13 protein-coding genes are annotated in these 18909 nt (G+C 67.3%); 4 read left to right on the top strand and 9 right to left on the bottom strand.

What is annotated here, in order from left to right:
* Nucleotides 1-137: 137 nt before the first annotated feature.
* The 4 genes from AB8808_RS05190 (at nucleotide 138) to AB8808_RS05175 (ending at nucleotide 11699) form a co-directional block, all read left to right on the top strand.
* Complete coding sequence (locus AB8808_RS05190; RefSeq protein WP_369927311.1) at nucleotides 138-2774, top strand: glycosyltransferase; 2637 nt, start codon at nucleotides 138-140, stop codon at nucleotides 2772-2774.
* Nucleotides 2775-2863: 89 nt separating this feature from the next.
* Complete coding sequence (locus tag AB8808_RS05185; RefSeq protein WP_369927309.1) at nucleotides 2864-4630, top strand: autotransporter assembly complex protein TamA; 1767 nt, start codon at nucleotides 2864-2866, stop codon at nucleotides 4628-4630.
* Between the two features lie 11 nt (nucleotides 4631-4641).
* Nucleotides 4642-8388 carry a translocation/assembly module TamB domain-containing protein gene (locus tag AB8808_RS05180; protein WP_369927307.1) on the top strand — a complete coding sequence of 1249 codons (3747 nt, stop codon included), beginning with the start codon at nucleotides 4642-4644 and terminating at the stop codon, nucleotides 8386-8388.
* A gap of 1004 nt (nucleotides 8389-9392) precedes the next feature.
* Entirely contained in the window at nucleotides 9393-11699 is a 2307-nt protein-coding gene (locus AB8808_RS05175) for an FdhF/YdeP family oxidoreductase (protein ID WP_369927305.1), read from the top strand.
* Between the two features lie 51 nt (nucleotides 11700-11750).
* Here the strand turns inward: AB8808_RS05175 and AB8808_RS05170 are convergent, their stop codons facing one another.
* From AB8808_RS05170 to cheY, 9 genes are all read right to left on the bottom strand, one after another.
* Nucleotides 11751-12152: a DUF2802 domain-containing protein gene (locus AB8808_RS05170; RefSeq protein WP_369927303.1), complete on the bottom strand. Its 402-nt coding sequence runs from the start codon at nucleotides 12150-12152 to the stop codon at nucleotides 11751-11753.
* Nucleotides 12153-12233: 81 nt separating this feature from the next.
* Entirely contained in the window at nucleotides 12234-12683 is a 450-nt protein-coding gene (locus AB8808_RS05165; protein WP_369927301.1) for a chemotaxis protein CheW, read from the bottom strand.
* Nucleotides 12680-13252 carry a chemotaxis protein CheW gene (locus AB8808_RS05160; RefSeq protein ID WP_369927299.1) on the bottom strand — a complete coding sequence of 191 codons (573 nt, stop codon included), beginning with the start codon at nucleotides 13250-13252 and terminating at the stop codon, nucleotides 12680-12682. The genes AB8808_RS05165 and AB8808_RS05160 overlap by 4 nt, the downstream gene beginning before the upstream one ends.
* Nucleotides 13252-14061, bottom strand: coding sequence for a ParA family protein (locus AB8808_RS05155; RefSeq protein ID WP_369927297.1), 810 nt, complete (start codon nucleotides 14059-14061; stop codon nucleotides 13252-13254). Before AB8808_RS05155 ends, AB8808_RS05160 begins: the two co-directional genes overlap by 1 nt.
* A complete protein-coding gene (gene motD / locus AB8808_RS05150) occupies nucleotides 14061-15011 on the bottom strand; it encodes a flagellar motor protein MotD (protein WP_369927295.1) in 951 nt (316 codons plus the stop codon). The genes AB8808_RS05155 and motD overlap by 1 nt, the downstream gene beginning before the upstream one ends.
* Nucleotides 15008-15748: a flagellar motor protein gene (locus tag AB8808_RS05145; protein WP_285406136.1), complete on the bottom strand. Its 741-nt coding sequence runs from the start codon at nucleotides 15746-15748 to the stop codon at nucleotides 15008-15010. Before AB8808_RS05145 ends, motD begins: the two co-directional genes overlap by 4 nt.
* Nucleotides 15748-17814: a chemotaxis protein CheA gene (locus AB8808_RS05140; RefSeq protein ID WP_369927293.1), complete on the bottom strand. Its 2067-nt coding sequence runs from the start codon at nucleotides 17812-17814 to the stop codon at nucleotides 15748-15750. The genes AB8808_RS05145 and AB8808_RS05140 overlap by 1 nt, the downstream gene beginning before the upstream one ends.
* 7 nt (nucleotides 17815-17821) lie before the next feature.
* Nucleotides 17822-18463, bottom strand: a complete 642-nt coding sequence (locus AB8808_RS05135; RefSeq protein ID WP_240003829.1) for a protein phosphatase CheZ — start codon at nucleotides 18461-18463, stop codon at nucleotides 17822-17824.
* 10 nt (nucleotides 18464-18473) lie between these two features.
* Nucleotides 18474-18875, bottom strand: coding sequence for a chemotaxis response regulator CheY (gene cheY / locus AB8808_RS05130; RefSeq protein ID WP_036136973.1), 402 nt, complete (start codon nucleotides 18873-18875; stop codon nucleotides 18474-18476).
* Nucleotides 18876-18909 lie beyond the last annotated feature (34 nt).

Genomic DNA, 18909 nt, shown 5'->3' with positions numbered 1-18909 from the left:
CCGATGGCGGGCCACGGTTTCTCTGAGGCCAGCCTGACCGGCTATGCTGCAATGCGTTGAGCCGGTCACCTTCGTTGGTTAAGCTCCCCCGGTTACCTTCTGACTCCACTCGGGGGCCGATCGGTCCGGGGATTGTTTTGAGCGCTGCCACCAAGACCGACCGAAGCCACCCCATCCTTGCCGCATTGATCCTCGCGGTCCTCGTCGCTGGCCTGAACGTCGGCCTCTGGCTGGTCGCCAATCTGCCCAACGGGCCGAGCGACTGGCATGGGCCCATCCCCGGATTCGCGTTCACGGCGTACCAGCGCTACCAGAACCCCATGAAGGGCGACTTCTCCACGGACCCGGAGATCGACAGCGACCTGAAGCTGGTGCGGCGCTATTCCCCGCGCATTCGCACCTACTCGATGCTGGAAAACCCCCAGACCATCCGCCTGGCCGCTAAGGAAGGCCTGGATGTCATGGCCGGCGCCAACATCGACACGCGCCTGGAAAACAACGAGCGCGAGATCGAAGCGCTGATCGCCCAGGCCAACCGCTACCCGAAAACGATCTCCCGCGTGATCGTAGGTAACGAATCGTTGTTCCGCGGCGACATGAAGCCCGCGCAGATCATGGCCTACCTCGACCGGGTGCGCGCCGCGGTGCGCCAGCCGGTGTCGGTGGCCGAGCCGTTCCACGTGTGGATCCAGAATCCCGAGCTGGCCGACCACGTCGACTTCATCACCGTCCACCTGTTCCCCTACTGGAACGGCATCGAGGCCCGTGCCGGCGTGGCCGATTCCATCGGCACGCGCAATGCCGACGGCAGCAACGACACCGAGGGCAGCTACCAGGCCCTGCAGAAGGTCTTCCCGGGCAAGCACATCGCCATCGGCGAGATCGGCTGGCCGTCCAACGGCGACCGCTACAAGTACGCCTATCCCAGCGTGTCCAACGAGGCCATCTTCCTTCGCGAGTTCTTCAACGTCGCCAAGCGCAAGGGCATCGACGACTACTACGTGCTGGAAGCCATCGACCAGCCGTGGAAGGAAAACCTGGGCGAGGGCCGCACCGGCGCGTACTGGGGCATGTTCAACGCCGATCGCCAGCTGAAATTCCCGTTCACCGGCCCGGTCACCGAGGACGTGGGCTGGCCGTGGAAGGCCTTTGCTGCCTCGCTGCTGGCGTTCTTCCCGATGCTGTGGTTCGGCTACCGCTTCAGCCGCTTCAAGCTGATGGGCCGGCTGTTCTTCATGGCGCTGGTACAGCTGGCCTGCGGCCTGATCGTGTGGTCGGCCACGCTGCCGTTCAACTTCTACCTCAGCCCGTTCGACTGGGCGATGCTGATCCTGCTGTTCCCCGCGCAGATCGCCATTCTCAGCATCCTGCTGATCAACGGCTTCGAGTTCACCGAGGTGCTGTGGCGGCGCGAGTGGATCCGCCACGCCGGGATGCTGCCGAAGGACCCGGTGGAGCGGCAGCCCTTCGTCTCCATCCACCTGGCCTGCCACAACGAGCCACCGGAGATGGTCCAGGTCACCCTGGATTCCCTGGCCGCGTTGGACTACGAGAACTACGAAGTGTTGGTGCTGGACAACAACACCAAGGACCCGGCGGTCTGGGAACCGGTCAAGGCCTACTGCGAGCAGCTGGGCGCGCGGTTCCGCTTTTTCCACCTGGAACCCTGGCCCGGCTACAAGGCCGGCGCGCTGAACTTCGGTCTCACCGCCACCGACGAGCGCGCCGACGTGGTCGCGGTGATCGATGCGGACTACGTGGTCCGCGAAGACTGGCTCGCCTCGCTCACGGGCTATTTCCACGACGCCAAGGTGGCCGTGGTGCAGTGCCCGCAGGCCCACCGCGATTTCGAGAACAACCGTTTCCGCCGCATGACGGCCTGGGAATACGACGGCTTCTTCCGCATCGGCATGCACCATCGCAACGAGCGCAATGCCATCATCCAGCACGGCACCATGACCATGGTGCGCCGCTCCGCGCTCGAGGGCACCGGCGGCTGGTCCGAGTGGACCATCTGCGAGGACGCCGAGCTGGGCCTGCGCCTGATGCACGCCGGCTACGAGCTGGTCTATGTCGACGAGTTGATGGGCAAGGGCCTCACCCCTGCCGACTTCAAGGCCTACAAGAGCCAGCGCTACCGCTGGGCCTTCGGTGCCATGCAGATCCTCAAGGGTCGCTGGACCTGGATGACCCGCAAGGGGCCGTTGTCGGCCGGCCAGCGCTTCCACTTCCTCACCGGCTGGTTCAGCTGGTTCGCGGACGCGCTGCATTTCATCTTTACGATGATGGGCCTGTTGTGGACCGCCGGCATGATCTACGCGCCGCAGTACTTCAACCTGCCGATGCAGCTGTTCCTCATTCCGGTCATCGGGTTCTTCTTCGCCAAGGCCATCTTCGGCTTCGTGCTCTATCGCGCGCGTGTTCCGTGCAGCTGGTACGACACGATCATGGCCTCCGTGGCCAGCATGGGCTTGTCGCATGCCATTGCGCGCGGCATCCTGCATGGCCTGACCCGCGAGAAAACCGCGTTCGTGGTCACGGCCAAGAGCCGACGCATGGGCGGCAGCAGCTTCGCCGCCTTCGCACCGGTGCGCGAGGAAGGCCTGATGGCCATCGCGCTGCTGTGCGCCGTGATCGGCATGGCCCTGCACTACGGCACGGCGTACACGGAAAGCGTGCTCTGGATGTTCATCCTCACCGCGCAATCCATTCCGTACGTATCGGCCCTGGTCGGTGCGTGGATCGCACACCGCGCGGGTGACGAGGCGGGTTGATTCAGCCTCGTTCACCTTTGTGTATCGACCTTACACATCCGGCGCGGTAAGTTAGGTCGGAGACAAGCCACGAACGGAACAGGACGCTCATGCGCCTTAAAAGACGCCATGGACTGCTGCTCCTGCCGTGGTTCCTCCTCCCCGGCCTGGTCCACGCGCGCATCGTGCTCACGGTGGACGGTGTTGACGACACCCTCAAGAGCGCGGTCGTGGCGGGTGTCGACCTGTCGCAGTACACGCAGCGCGATGTCACCGCCGCGCAGGTGCGCCGCCTCTACGAAAAAGCGCCCGAACAGGTGCAGGCCACACTGCGGCCCTACGGTTACTACGAAGCCTCGGCCACGGGCGACCTGAAACAGGTCGGCAAGGACTGGCAGGTCACCCTGCATGTGGTGCCGGGCCTGCCGGTCAAGATCACCGCGGTGAACGTTACAGTGGACGACGATGCCGGCAAGGTGCCCGCCGTGCGCCGCGCGGTACGCGGCGTCACCGCGTTGAAGGACCAGCCGATGAACGACGGTGCCTACGAGGGCGCGCGCGATGCCGTCAGCGGCGCACTCACCGCCACGGGATACCTCGACGCGCGCCTGGTCACGCACACCGTGGAGGTGAACCGGGCCGAGCACAGCGCCACGGTGAACCTGGCCTGGGACACCGGCAAGCGTTACCGCTACGGCCATGTGGTGTTCAAGAACTCGCAGTTCCGCGACGGTTTCCTCGATCGCTACGTGCCGTTCAAGAGCGGCGACTATTTCTCGCAAGGGCAGCTGCTGGACTTGCAGCAGGCGTTGAACGGCGCCGATTACTTCGCCGTGGTCAACGTCATCCCCGATACGGACAACGCAAAGGATGGCACCATCGATATCGCCGTGGAACTCGCGCCGGCCAAGCGAACCATCTATACGGGCGGCCCCTTCTACGGCACCGATACGGGCCCGGGCCTGCGCGGCGGCATCGAGAAACGCTGGATCAACGACCGCGGCCACAAGTGGAAGAACGAGCTGGTCGTGGCGCAGCGGCTGAAAACGATCTCCACGCTGTACCAGATTCCCCTGCCCGGCCCCAACCAGCGCAGTTTCAATTTCGGCGCCAATTTCCGCGATGCGGACACGGTGACCTCGCAGTCGCGCACGCTGCAGCTGGTGGCCAACGAAACCCGGCTCTGGCACGGCTGGACGCGTACCGTCGGCATCAGCGCGCTGTCCGGCACCTTCACGGTCGGCAAGCGCGGCGACGAGAGCGACACCGCCGAAGGCCTGGAGCACGGCCGCAGCACCCTGCTGTATCCGGAAGTCACGCTGAGCCGGAAGAAGGGTGACAACCCCACCTTCGTGCGCAGCGGCTGGTCGCTCACGCTTACCGCGCGCAGCACCGCCGGCGGCCTGCTCTCGGATGCGCGGTTCTCCCAGGTGATCGGCGACGCGAAGTGGATCCAGTCGTTCTGGGGGCGCAACCGCCTGATCCTGCGCGGCACCGCCGGCAAGATCTGGACGGACGATTTCAGCGCCCTGCCCCCGCAGCTGCGTTTCTTCGCCGGTGGCGATCGCTCCGTGCGCGGCTACGATTTCGAGAGCATCGGCCCGCGAAATGCCTTCGGCCGCGTCATTGGCGGCGAAGGCCTGCTGGTGGGCAGTACCGAGGTGGAGCACTACTTCACCCGTAACTGGGGCATGGCCGCGTTCGTCGATGCCGGTAACGCCTTCACCGGCACCGATTACAGCCCGCGCGTGGGCGCCGGCCTGGGTGTGCGCTGGCTGTCGCCGGTGGGCATGATCCGTGCCGATGTCGGCGTGCCCGTCGGCGACAAGAACGAGCATGGCATCCACCTGCATGTCGTCATCGGGCCCGACCTGTGAGGAGCGTCCGCATGACATGGTTCGTCCGTATCGCCGTGGCGCTGGGTACGTTGCTGCTCGTGGTCGTCCTGGGCGTGTGGTGGCTGGTCGGCAGCGCATCCGGCCTGCGCTTCGCGCTGGCCCGCGCGCAAGGCTTCACCGATGGCGCCCTCACGGTGCAACAGGCCGAGGGCCGCCTCGCCGGGCCGCTGGATATCACCGGCCTGCGCTACCGCGACGGCAAGGGCATGGATGTGCGCGTCGCCACGGCCCACCTGGACTTCGCGTTCGGTGCGCTGCTGCGCAAGCGCGCGCACATCTACACCCTGACCGCGGACGGCATCGATGTCGCCCTCGGACCCAGCCAGCCGGACACCCAGCCCTCCGAGCCCCTCTCGCTCAAGCCACCGCTCGACATCGTGCTGGACCGGGTCAAGGTCGGCCATGTGCGGGTCACCCAGGAAGGCAAGCCGCTGTTCGAGTCGAACTCGCTGGACCTGGCCGGCTCGTGGACGGCGGACGGCATCGCCCTCAAGACACTGGCGCTGCGCGCGCCCGACGGCCAGGCGGACCTGGGCGGCACGCTGGCGGTGGGCAAGCAGTATCGCGGCGACGGCACGGCGAGTTTCCGCTGGAAAGTCGGCGACATCGACTACGCGGGCACCGTCGAGGCGCACAGCGATGGCGCCCGGGCGCATACCGTGGTCAAGCTGACCCTGCCGTTGCTGGCGCAGGTGGACGCCAACCTGCAACAGAGCGGCGATTTCCCCTGGACGGCATCCATCGATGCGCCGTCCTTCGACCCGAAGCCCCTGCTCGGCGACAGCAGCCTCACCTCGCTGGCGCTGGCCGTGAAGGGCAGCGGCGACCGCTACGGCGCCAACCTCACGGGCGATTTGTCGCTCAACGATTACGTCGTGCGCCTGGCGCCCTTGAAGGCCACCTTCGATCACGACTACAAGCGCCTGACGCTGGACGAACTGACCGTCGGCTCGCCTCAGGTCAAGGGCTCGCTCACGGCGAACGGCACGGTGGACATCGCGGCCGCGCCCGTCTCGGCCGACCTGGCACTGAACTGGAAGGACGTGCTGGTGCCGGCCAATGTGGCCGGGCAGGACCTGGCCAGCACGGGGCAGCTCGGCTTCAAGGGCAGCGCCGACGCCTACCATGCTGCCGGCGATATCGATATCGGGCCGCCGGGACGGCTCGGCAAGTTCACCCTGGACGTGGACGGCACGCCGGATCTCGTCACGCTGCACACGGTGGAGCTGAAACAGGCCAACGGCAACCTGGGCGCCAGCGGCACGCTCACCCTGAAACCCGCGCTGGCGTGGAAACTCGACGTCGAGGGCAACCGTTTCGATCCCGGCCAGCTGCTGGCCGAGTGGCCCGGCGCCCTCAACCTCGACCTCTCCACGGAAGGGCGCCTCGTCGACGACCAGCCCCTCGGCACGCTGGCCCTGCGCAAGCTGGACGGCACGCTGCGCCAACGTCCGCTGCGCGGCAACGGCGAGCTGACACTGAAACCGCACGAGGTGGTCAACGGCACGCTGGACCTCGCCTCCGGCGGCAGCACCATCCGCCTGGATGCCAAGGGCGACACCGCCAACGATGCCACGCTCAAACTCGCCATCGCCTCGCTGGGCGACTGGCTGCCCGATGCAGGCGGTCGCGTGCAGGGCGACATCACCGCGCGGGGCAACCTGCCGAAGCTGGCGGTAACGGCGAAGCTTCGCGGCGGGGCCATCGTCTACGCCGGCCAGAAGATCGATGCGCTTACCGTCGATGCCGACATCCCCGATATCAGCGCACCCGGCGGCAAGCTCGACCTCGTCGGCACCGGCGTCAACGCCGGTGGGCTGGCCTTCGACCGCCTTGCCGTGGACGCCGACGGCACGCAGGAAAAACACCAGCTCAGCATCGATGCCCGCGGCCGCCCGCTCACGGCCGGCCTGCGTCTCTCGGGCGCCCTGCGCAACGGCGCCTGGAGCGGCACCCTGTCGGCACTGGACCTCGATTATCAGGGCCTGCCGCGCTGGCGCCTGCAGAATCCCAGCCAGCTGACCTACAAGGACGGCGCGGCCAGCCTGGGCGACCTCTGCCTTACCGCCGGCGATCCCCTGCTCTGCATCAACGCCCGCCAGGACAAGGCCGGCAACCTCGACGCCAGCTATCGCCTGCGCCAGGTGCCGCTGGCCCTGCTGATGACGGCCGCACAGGCTTCCGACAGCCCCATGCGCGCGGACGGCATCATCGAAGGCGACGGCACCATCCGCCGCACGGCCGCCGGAGCCCTGTCCGGGCAGGCCGATGTGCGCTCGGCGCACGGCACGGTGGCCTACGCGGATCGTGCGGACCAGCCGCTGGTGGTCTACGACAACCTGTCGGCCAACGCGCAGCTGTCGCCCGGCAGCCAGCGGGTCACCCTCAAAGCCAACCTCGACCACGGCGGCACGCTTGCGGGCAATGTCACGCTCAGCGGAGCGCAACAGGCTCTCGGTGGCACGATCGCGCTGCACCTGAAAGACCTCGGCATCATCGAGCTGTTCACCACCGAAATCGCCGAAGTGAAGGGCGGCCTCGACGCCGACTTCAACCTGGGCGGCACGGTGGCCGACCCGTCGATCACCGGCCAGGCCGTGGTCTCGGGCTTCGCCGCCGAGGTGCCCAGCGCCGGCCTGAAACTGAAGAACGGCCGCATCAGCGTCACAACAGCGGACGCGAAGAACTACGTCGTCGACGGCACCGTCGGCTCGGGCGAGGGCACGCTGGGGATCAAGGGCACGGCGCTGCTGGGCACGGGCGCCACGATGCGCCTCGGCGTGACGGGTTCGAAGTTCACCGCGGTGGACATCCCGGCGGCCAAGGCGATCCTCTCGCCGGACCTGACCATCGTGCAGGACGCCAAGGGCATGAACGTCACCGGCAAGCTCAATGTCGACCTGGCCGACGTCAACGTCGAACGCCTGCCCGGCGCCGGGGCCACCAAGGCGTCCTCCGATGTCGTCGTGGTCGACGACAAGAAGCGCGAAGCCGCTGCGGAAGCATCACCCATCCGCGCCGACATCCGCGTGGATCTGGGCCAGAAGGTGCACCTGGTCGGCTTCGGCATCGACGGCCGCATCACCGGCCAGCTGGACGTGCGCGAACGCCCCGGCCGCGCGACCACCGGCCAGGGCCAGATCGGCGTGGACGGCACCTACAAGGCCTACGGTCAGGACCTGAGAATCGAGCAGGGCCAGCTGTTGTTCGCCAGCACACCCATCGACAACCCCGGCCTGAACATCCGTGCCGCGCGCACCCTCAACCCGAACGCCACCATCGACGAAGGCCAGAAGGTCGGCCTCTACGTCTCGGGCACGGCGCAGCGCCCTATCCTCACCGTGTTCTCCAACCCGGTGATGGAACAGTCCGACGCGCTCTCCTACCTCGTCACCGGCAAGCCGCTGTCGCAGGTGAAGGGTGGCGAAGGCAACATGGTGGGCGCCGCCGCGCAGGCGCTGGGCTCCGCCGCAGGCGACCTGCTGGCCAAGCGCGTGGGCTCCCGCATCGGCGTGGACGATATCGGCGTCACCAACAGCGACGCCCTCGGCGGCGCTTCGGCCTTCACGGTGGGCAAGTACCTGTCGCCGCGCCTCTACCTCAGCTACGGCGTCGGCCTGTTCGACCCCGGCCAGGTCATCACGCTTCGCTACCTGTTCAGCCACAAGTGGAATTTCGAGGCTCAGAACGCGACCGATTTCAGTCGTGCGAGTTTGAATTATCGACTCGAAAGGTGAGGATTTGGGCAAGAGCCGTCGGCCTTCGGAGCAAGAGCCTTGGCGTCTTGGAGCAAGAGCCGGCGGGTGCCACCCTCGTGGCCACGCCTGCGGCGACCCGTCAATGAAGGGCCGCGTCCGCGGCCGTTTATTGATTGCCCTTCGGGCCGGGTCGGGCTTCGAACGGGGGTTTTCGACTCGACATCCTGTCTCGCGAAAACGGCCGGCCGTCCTGGCCGGCCCCCTTCGGGCCTTGTCCGTTCGAAGCCCTCGCCTGCGGCTACCGGCCACGAGGGTGGCACCCGCCGGCTCTTCCTGACACTGAGGTTGCGTGTGGGAAGAGCGAAGAGCTGGGTTTCGCTTCGTGGCTGGGAACGCTCGCTTGCCTGTGGCGCACGGCATCAGTCGCCTTAGGTAGGTTGAGGGTTCGCGCACATGCGTGCGCTCCTACCCCCCAGACGGCAGATAACGCGTTGGGTATTCCAACGGCTTGCCCTACCCCTGGGGTAGGAGCCCACGATGTGGGCGAAAAGCCAACAAAGCGCTGACGCCATACCCCACACCTCTGCGACCGCTCGCGTCACAACCCACCTCAGTGTCGGGAAGAGCCGGCGGGTAGCCCCCTCGGTGCCGGTAGCCGCAGGCGAGGGATTCGCACAGATCAGGCCCGCAGGGGGCCGGCCAGGACGGCCGGCCGTTTCCGCTGAGACAGGAGGTCGAATCGGAAACCTCCGTTCGAAGCCCGACCCGGGCCCGAAGGGCGATAGACAAACGGCCGCGGGTAGGAGCGCACGATGTGCGCGAATCAAAGACACGGCCGCGCTAGCGGCTTTCCACGACGGGTCGCCGCAGGCGTGGCACCGAGGGGGCTACCCGCCGGCTCTTGCCCCAAAACGCCAAGGCTCCAAAGCCAAACGCGATGCCGAAGGCGAGCCCTGCACCAAGCCCATCCTTGCCATTAGCTTGCCACCCCCCTCACAGCCCACGTGATTCCCTCGACCAGGTAACCGCATGGGAGACCCGCAATGGCATCCGGTAAAGAACAGGGCATCCAGCACGAAGGCGCTGCCGGCGGCTGGGGATCGGTATCGGGCATGAGCCAGGTGCTGTTGCGGGAAAAACCCACGCCAGCCTCGATGGACACCCTGCTCCACCAGAACAAGCCACACGGCTTCATGTGCACCTCGTGCGCGTGGGGTAAGCCGAAGAAGCCCCATCGGTTCGAGTTCTGCGAGAACGGCGCCAAGTCCACACTGTGGGAGCTGACGTCCGATCGCTGCACACCGGCCTTCTTCGCCGAACACACCGTCACCGAACTGCTCGGCTGGGCGGACTTCGACCTGGAAATGCAGGGACGCCTGACCGAGCCGATGCGTTACGACGCTGACACCGATCGTTATGTCGCATGCTCGTGGAACGAAGCGTTCGAAGGCATCGGCGCCACGTTGAAAACGCTCGACCCGAAGTCAGTCGTTTTCTACGCCTCAGGCAAGTCGGCGCTGGAGCAGTCGTACCTGTACGGCCTGACCGCGCGCTTCTACGGCAACAACAACCTTCCCGACAGTTCCAACATGTGCCACGAGACCACCTCGGTCTCGCTGAAGCAGGTTGTCGGTTCGCCGGTCGGTACGTGCGTGCTGGAAGACTTCGACACCTGCGACGCCATCTTCTACTTCGGGCAGAACCCGGGAACCAACAGCCCGCGCTTCCTGCATCCGTTACAGGAAGCGGTGAAGCGCGGTTGTCGGATCGTGACGTTCAACCCCGTCCGCGAGCAGGGGCTGGTGCGTTTCGTCAATCCACAGAACCCGTTGCAGATGCTGACCGGTCACGCGACCGAGTTGTCGCATATGTACCTGCAGGTCAGGCCGGGTGGCGACATCGCCGCGCTCATGGGCCTGTGCAAGCATGTCTTCGCGCTCGACGAGGCGCGGCGTGCCGCTGGCGACGAGGGCATCGTCGATCGCGCTTTCATCGCTCAGCACACCAGCGAGTTCGACGACTTCGCCGCCAAGGTGCATGCCACCGCGTGGGATGACATCGAGCGGGAATCGGGCCTGGCACGCCACGACCTCGAGACGGCCGCCGAGGTCTATGCGACGGCGAAGCGCGTGATCGCCGTCTACGGCATGGGGCTGACCCAGCATGTCCACGGTTCGCAGTCGATCGGCGTGCTGGTCAATCTCCTGTTGCTGGGCGGACACATCGGCCGCGATGGCGCGGGCATCTGCCCCGTGCGTGGCCACTCCAACGTGCAGGGACAACGCACTGTCGGCATATCGGAGAAACCGGAACTGGTGCCACTCGACGTGCTGGCGAAGCAGTTCGACTTTGAACCGCCACGCGACAAGGGCATGGGCACCGTCGAGGCGTGCGAGGGCATCATCGCGGGCACGGTGAGCGGTTTCATCAGCCTGGGTGGGAATTTCGTTCGCGCCGTGCCGGATCGCGAGGTAGTCGAGGCGGCGTGGACCACGCAGGCGCTGACGGTCTACATCGCGACCAAGCTCAACCGCAGCCACCTGGTCCACGGCAAGGCGTCTTACCTGCTGCCGTGCCTGGCGCGTTCCGAGGACGACGTGCAGGCCGGCGGAAGCCAGTCGGTCTCGATGGAGGACAGCTTCAGTCACATCCACGGCTCCATCGGCAAGCGCACGCCGGCCAGCGAGCACCTGCTGTCCGAGGTGGCCATCGTAGCCGGCATCGCCAAGGCCACGCTGCCGTCGAATCCCGCCTGGCGGTGGGATGCATGGACGGCCGATTACGGACTCATCCGCGACCTGATCGAACAGACCTACCCGGATCAGTTCAAGGATTACAACGCACGCATGTTCGACGCCGGCGGTTTCTACCGCGGCAATCCCGCGCGCGAGCGCGAGTGGAAAACGGAAACGGGCAAGGCGCGCTTCACCACGCCATCCGTGCTGTCGGCCGTGGGCGTCGGCGATGCGCCGGGACGCTATCACCTGATCACGATGCGCTCCAACGACCAGTTCAACACGACCATCTACGGGCACAGCGATCGCTTGCGTGGGCTGGAAGGATCGCGTGCGGTGTTGCTGATGAATCCCGCGGATATCGACCGCGATGGATTGCACGCGGGACAGGTCGTATCGCTCGTGGGGGATGCCGGCGATGCGGCATCGCGCGCGGTGGGCGGGCTGACCGTGACGCCGTTCAACCTGCCGTCCGGTTGCGTCGGCGGTTACTACCCCGAGATGAATCCGCTGATGCCGCTGTGGTACCACGACGTGGCGTCGAAGACGCCCGCGGCGAAAGGCGTACCGGTGCGCATCCTCGCCACCACGCCAGCCGGGCACGTCACCGCCTGACAGCAGGCCCGGTCGTCGTGACGCACGACGGCCGTCCCGCGTTGCCGGGGGTCAGCGTGCCGCGTGCAGGCGATGCAGCAGTTCGGCCTCGGTGAGGGAGATGCCGCAGGTTTCCGCGATGTCCTTCGGCGTGGCGCCCTGCCGCGCCAGGCGCTGGGCCAGGGCCAGCGAACGATCGCTGGTGCTGCCAGGTTCGGACGCCAGCGTGACCGTGGGTGCATGACGCACCTGCTCTTCGATATCGCCCAGGCGATTTTCCAAACGCCTCAGCATCGTATTGAGCGTGTCGGGGGCGATCACGGGCTCCGCGGGGGCCGTGGGCGGCAGCGGCTCGGCCACGGGTGCCGCCACCGGGGTCATGCCCGCACGGCCCAGTCGACGAAACACCAGCAACAGGCCCAGCAGGTTGACGAGGGCCAGTCCGACGAGGACATATCCGACGATGGGGTTCATGCGGTAAGGCTCCCGTTATGAGCGCGGACACGGTAGCGCAACGCGGCCGCGCTGCCTACCGACGGCAACGCGGCGTGGGCGTCAGCTCCGGCACAGGCGCGCCACGTCGATCAACGCGATGAACCCGTCGTCGCGGGTGATGACACCGGTGACCGGATCGTCGCGGCGGTCGGCACGGCCCGGCGGAGGCACGTCCACGTCACCTGCATCGAACTGCAGCATGTCGCCGATGACGTCGATGAGCATGCCGACGATGCTGCCGCTATCGTCGAAGACGATGACGCGGTGCGTATCCTCCGCGCCGGGCTCCACGTGGCCGTCCAGGCCGAAACGGCGCCGGCCGTCGAGCACGGGGACGATCTGTCCACGCAGGTTCACGATGCCCAGCACGTCCGCCGGCCCACCGGGCACCGGCGTGATGTCGCCCGGACGGATCACTTCGCGCACGCTGGCCAGGGGCACCGCATAACGTTGGCCCTTGAGCGAGAAACCCAGCCAGGTGCCCTGGCCGTTGCCTTGCGAGTCGGTCACGGATCCAGCTCCTTTTCCAGCCATTCGATCAGCGCGATGGTATCCACCACGCCGCATTTCGGATCTTGCGACATGCCGGCCAGCCACGGCCGGGTGGTCGCACCATGGCGCCAGTGGATGGCGTCCGTATGTAGTTCGACCGGCTCGTCGACGACGATGCACGCCAGCGCCCAGCCGCGCTCGCCGAGCAGCACCAGCGTGGAGGCCAGCGCGCCGGCCATGTCCGGGGAGAGGATGGCCGCAAGATCGGCCACCCGTGCTTCGCCGCCGGGATGACGCCAGCGGCCCAGGCAGATCGGGTTGGGCACGTTCGGCGGCGACAGCGGCGGAATGGGCAGCACGTGGCTGACCTCCGCCATCGGCACGGCCAGCTTCACGCCGGCCGCGATGCACAGCAGGTAGCGGTCGTCCACGCGCGGCCCGGTGGGCTGCGACGGCGCATTGCGCCAGGTTTCGATGGCCACCACCGCGCCACGCGTTTCGGGAACGACCGGCGGCGCCACGGCCGGTGTCAGCAGTTCGGCCAGGTAATCGGCCACCACCTGTTCGGCGTCCTGCTTGGCACGCATCACGCCGCCGCATCCGTGGCGCTGCTGGCGACGGACGCCTCGCGCGCGGGTAGCCGCAACTCGTCGAGCAACTGCCGATACGCCAGTCCGCCGCGCTTCGCGGCCGGCCACGAGGCCAGCGGAATACCCGCCGCGCTGGCTTCGCGGATCTGCGTGTCGGTGGGAATCACGGCTTCGCTCACGCTGTCGCCATACTGCTCGCGCAACTGCGCGAGACAGGCACGCGAGGCGTGCGTGCGCGCGTCGTACAGGGTGGGCACGATGGTGCGCGGCAGCGGGCGGCCGCGCGAGCGTTCGATCATCGACAGGCTGCGCAGCATGCGCTCGAGACCGGCAAGCGCCAGGGCCTCGGTCTGCGTGGGCACCACCAGGCGGTCGCTGGCCGCCAGCGCGTTGACCATCAGCACGCCCAGGGTCGGCGGGCAGTCGAGCAATACGTGGTCGAAATCGGGCGCCAGTTCCGCGAGCGCCTGCGACAGCACCAGGCCTTGCCCGGCACGCGTACCCAGCTGGCGGTCCAGCGTGATCATGGCGGCCGAGGCCGGCAAGACGCTCAGTCGATCCCACCGGGTGGCATGCACGAGCGTGCGCACCGGCAGGGGGATGGCGTTGCCGCTGGTGCCGAACAGGTCGTAGACGCTGCCATGCGTGCTGCCTTCCACCCCGACGTAACCGGAGAGCGACGCGTGCGGATCCATGTCGATCAGCAGCGTGCGCTCGCCGGCCGCGGCCAGCAGGCTGCCCAGCGCCACGGTGGTGGTGGTCTTGCCCACCCCGCCCTTCTGGTTGGCGATCGCCCAGGTCTGCATCAGCGATTGGCCTCGCCCGGATCGAGGTGCGCGGCATCGCTATAGAACCGGGCAGGCGCGGCCTTGTCGCTCATCACCACGATCAGCACGCGCCGGTTGCGGTTGCGGCCATCGTCGGTGTCATTGGCCACGATGGGACGGAACTCGCCCCAGCCGATGATGCCCACGCGGTGGGGATCGACACCCATGGTGGTCAGCAGCCGCGCCACCGTGGCGGCACGCGCCGCCGACAGTTCCCAATTGGACGGGAACGTGGGCGTGGCGATGGGGGTGTTATCGGTGTAGCCCTCGATGCGCATGGCATTCGGGAACGGCGCAAGGATGCCGGCCAGCTTGCGCAGCACGTCGTCGGCGGGCGGTTGCAGCTTCGCCACGCCCACGGGAAAGAGCATGTCCGTCTTGACCTCGATCTCGAGCCAGTCCGGCGTCTGCCGCACATTGACCAGGCTCTTGTCGATCAGCGGCTTCATCGCCCGCTTCACCTCGTCGGATATCTGGCTGAGGCTGGCGTCGTTCGTCTTGCCGACGCTGGCGGTGGCCGCCGTGGCCGGCACGGCGACGGCGGCGGCGGAGGCGACGGAGGCTGCCGGGGCGATGTTGGCCTTCGCCCCGTCCTGGCGCTGAGCGGCGGCACCTTCGTGGCCGGGCAGCGGCAGGTTGCGCGGCGGCAAGGGCACGTCGATGCGTGCGATGGGCGCGGCGGCCGGTGCGCGCGACTGGTTGGGCAACGGCACCTGCGCGGGCGTGGCCTCGCGGATCGGCTCGATCACCTTGCCGGTGCCGTTGAAGGCCTCGTTGATGGACTGGGCCATCACCTTGAACTTGGTCTCGTTCACCGCCGACACGGCGTACATCACCACGAACAGGGCGAGCAGCAACGTGATCAGATCGCCGTAGGGAATGGCCCAGCGCTCGTGATTGATGTGCTCTTCGTGGTGGCGACGCTTCACGTCAGGAACCCCTGTAACTTGCTCTCGATGTGCCGCGGGTTGTCACCCTGGGCGATCGAGACCAGGCCTTCGACGAGGATCTCGCGCATCTGCGAACGGCGGCGCGCCAGGCCCTTCAGTCGCGAGGCCATCGGCAGGGCCAGCAGGTTGGCCAGCCCGATGCCGTAGATGGTGGCGACGAAGGCCGCGGCGATGCCGTGCCCGAGCTTGCTCGGGTCGGCCAGGTTCTGCATGACCGACATCAGGCCCATGACGGCACCGATGATGCCCATCGTGGGAGAGTAGGCACCGGCGTTCTCGTAGACCTTGGCCGCCTCGATGTCGTTGTGCTCGCGCGCGAGCACTTCCACTTCCAGCACCGAGCGCATGGCGTCGGGCTCGGTGCCGTCCACCAAAAGCTGAAGCCCCTTACGGATGAAGGGGTCGGACTCGCGCTCGATCGAGGGTTCCAGCCCGAGCAGGCCGGTGCGCCGGGATATCTCGCTCCAGCCGACGATGCGGCCGACGAGGTCTTCCGACTCGATATCGGGCGGACGATAGACCCAGGGCAGCATGCTCCAGGCGCGCTTGAGCACGGGCCCCGGTGTCTGCACCAGCAGCGCGGCCAGCGTGCCGAGGAACACGATGACGAAGGCCGCCGGGTTCCACAGGGCGTCGAGGCTGGAGCCCTTGAGGATGGTTCCCACGATGATGACCACGAAGGCCAGGATCGTGCCGACGACGCTGACGATATCCATCAGACCGCCATGCGCAGCGACGGCAACACCTGCCCGCTGTCATCGGCCAGGCCGGACAGGTCGAGCACCAGCGAAATCCGCCCGTCGCCCGTGATGGTGGCACCCGCCACGCCGGGTACGTCCTTGAGGAACGGACCGAGCGGCTTGGCCATGACGTCCTCGCGGCCGAGCACTTCGTCGACCAGGCAACCCAGGGTCTGGTGGCCGATCTGCACGACGACCACATGGCCGCCCTTGCCACCGGTGCCGGCCCAGTGGCCGAGATCGGCCAGCGGCAGCGCGCGCTGGCGATGCGCCGCGACGATGCGGCCGTCCAGTTCCTGGATCTGCCCGGGCACCAGTTCGAACACCTCGCTGACGTTGGACAGCGGCAGCGACAGCAGCCGATGCCCCACGCGCACCATCAGCACGCGCATGATCGCCAGCGTGAGCGGCACGGAGAGGCGCACGGTGCTGCCGTGGCCCACCCGCGAGTCGATGGACAGCGTGCCGCCCAGTTCGACGATCTTAGTCTTGACCACGTCCATGCCGACGCCGCGGCCGGAGATGTCGGACACCTGGCTGGCCGTGGAGAAACCGGGCCGGAAAACGATCTCGTAGCACTCGCGCTCATCAAGGCGCGCGGCCTGCTCGGCATCCATCAGGCCCTTCTCGACAGCCTTGCGCCGGAGCACTTCAGGGTCCATGCCCTTGCCGTCGTCGGTGACGGTGATGACGATGCGGTCGCCATACTGGCCGGCCGCCAGGCGCACGGTGCCCAGGCGCGGCTTGCCTTCCGCCGCGCGTGCGTCGGGCATCTCCACGCCGTGGTCCACCGCGTTGCGCAGCAGATGGACCAGCGGATCGGCCAGGGCCTCGACCACGGTGCGGTCGATGTCGGTGTCCTCGCCTTCCGTGACCAGCTCGATTTCCTTGCCGAGCTGGCGGGCAAGGTCGCGAACGATGCGCGGGAAACGGGAAAACAGCTTGCCGACCGGCTGCATGCGCATGCGCAGCACGGCGTTCTGCAGGTCTTCGGCGACGCGCTCAAGCTCGCCGATGGCGCGTTCCATCGGATCGTTGCCACCACGCGGCGCCAGGCTGGTGAGGCGGTTGCGCACCAGCACCAGTTCGCCGGCCGCGTCGACCAGGCTGTCCAGCCGGTGGGTGTCCACACGCACAGTGGTGTCGGCGGTGGAAGAAGCGCGTTTCTCCGCGCTGGCGGCCGGGGCAGGAGCCGAGGCCGACGCGGCGGGTGACGGTGCGGCGGGTGACGGTGCGGCGGGCGCCGCGGCGACCGGCGCTGCAACGGCGACGGGAGCCGCCGGCGGCACGATCGCCCCCGGTGCGGCCGCACCGTGCAGGGAATCCAGCAGCGCTTCGAATTCATCGTCGCTGATGGCGTCGTTGTTCGTCACGGGCGCCGGTGCCACGGCGACGACCGGGGCGGGCGGCGGCGGAGCGGACGCACCCTCGGCGCCAGGCGCACCGGTGCCGTAGAGCGAGTCGAGCAGGGCTTCGAATTCGTCGTCGTTGATCGTGCCCGACGGTGCCGCCGGTGCGCGATCGGTACGGGCGGCATCGAGCATCGCCTCGAATTCGTCCTCGATCGGGTCGTAGGGCCTTTGTGTGGCGGGGGGCGTCGCCGTCGCCGCGGCCGCCGAGATCGGCACGGCAAGCGCCACCGGCGGCGCGGACACGGCGCGGCCGGGAATCAGCAGGCGATCGAGCAGCGAACGCGGTGCGGGCTCGATCGGCACGCCGCCGTCGGCGGCACGCATCATGTCGTTGAGCAGGTCGAGCGATTCGAGCAGCGCGTCCATATAGGCGGCGTGCAGCACGATCACCCCGTTGCGGGCCTCGTTGAGCAGATCCTCGCCGCGATGGCACAGCTCGACCATCGCATTGAGGCCAAGGAAGCCCGCCCCGCCTTTCACCGTATGGAAGGCACGGAACACCGCGTTAAGCAGCTCCACGTCGTGCGGGGAGGCTTCGAGATCCACGAGCTGTTCGCCCAGGCTCTCGAGCAGTTCGCGCGCTTCGATCAGGAAGACATTGAGCAGCTCGTTGTCCAGCTCCACGCTCATAGGGTACTCAGAAACCGAATTCGCTGAGGAGCCGGTCCACTTCGTCCTGGCTGACCTTCTCGGCGGCCGGCGCATTACCGCCCGCGAGCGAACCGGTGAGACGGACCAGCTCGACGAGCGAGGATTCGACCTTGGCCATGAAGGCCTCGACCTGGGCCACGCGCTGACCGGAAAGATCCTGCCAGGACTGCGCCTCGACCATCTCGCCCAGCCCGATGTCGCAGCTTTGCGCGAAGTCGCCGACACGCACGGCCAGTGCCGTGGCGTTGGCACCGAACGCCGGATCGGCGTGATCCAGCACCAGGATCTCATCGGCCTGCTTGGCCAGCGCCTGAGCCTGCGGACGCAGCTTCTCGCTGAAGTCCAGCGTGCGATGGGCGGCCGTGGAACTCATTTCGAGAACATCGCGCAGATGCTTGCGCGCGTCGCTCATGTTGCCCGGCACGCCATCGGTGGAGATGTCGGAAGCCAGGCGACGCGCGGATTCGTGCAGGTCGCGCGCCAGGTGGCCCAGCGCCAGGAACAGGTGCTGCTCGCGGCTGCGGATCAGGTCGTCCAGGGCTTTCTCGAAAGCTGCCGAGTCGTCGGCGCCGAGCAGTTCACGCAACTGGGGGGCCACGTCCTGGCCGGGGGAAAGCATCGTGTTCATCGTCATTCCCTCAGCCCGCTGCCGCGGCAAGTCGTTCGAATATCTTGTCGAGCTTTTCCTTCAGCGTCACCGCCGTGAAGGGCTTGACCACGTAACCGTTCACGCCGCTCTGCGCGGCGGCAATGATCTGGTCGCGGTTGTTTTCCGCGGTGACCATCAGCACCGGCATGGACTTCAACGCCGCATCCGCGCGGATGGCGCGAAGCAGGTCGATGCCCGTCATGTTGGGCATGTTCCAGTCGGTGACGACCAGGTCGATAGGCTGCGCGCGCAGCAGCGCGAGCGCCGCGTTGCCGTCTTCGGCCTCCTGGATGAGCGTGTTGGTGAAACCCAACTCGACCAGGAGGTTCCTGACGATGCGCCGCATGGTGGAAAAATCGTCCACCACGAGGATCTTCATGTTCTTGTCCAAAACTGCTCTCCGCCTCGTACGCTTTTCTTTACCG

Origin of the sequence: Xanthomonas sp. NCPPB 2632 (assembly GCF_041228075.2) — a bacterium.
Taxonomy (GTDB): Bacteria; Pseudomonadota; Gammaproteobacteria; order Xanthomonadales; family Rhodanobacteraceae; genus Luteibacter.
The sequence above is the reverse complement of the archived record's forward strand: the minus strand, read 5'-3'. Positions and strand labels throughout refer to the sequence as shown.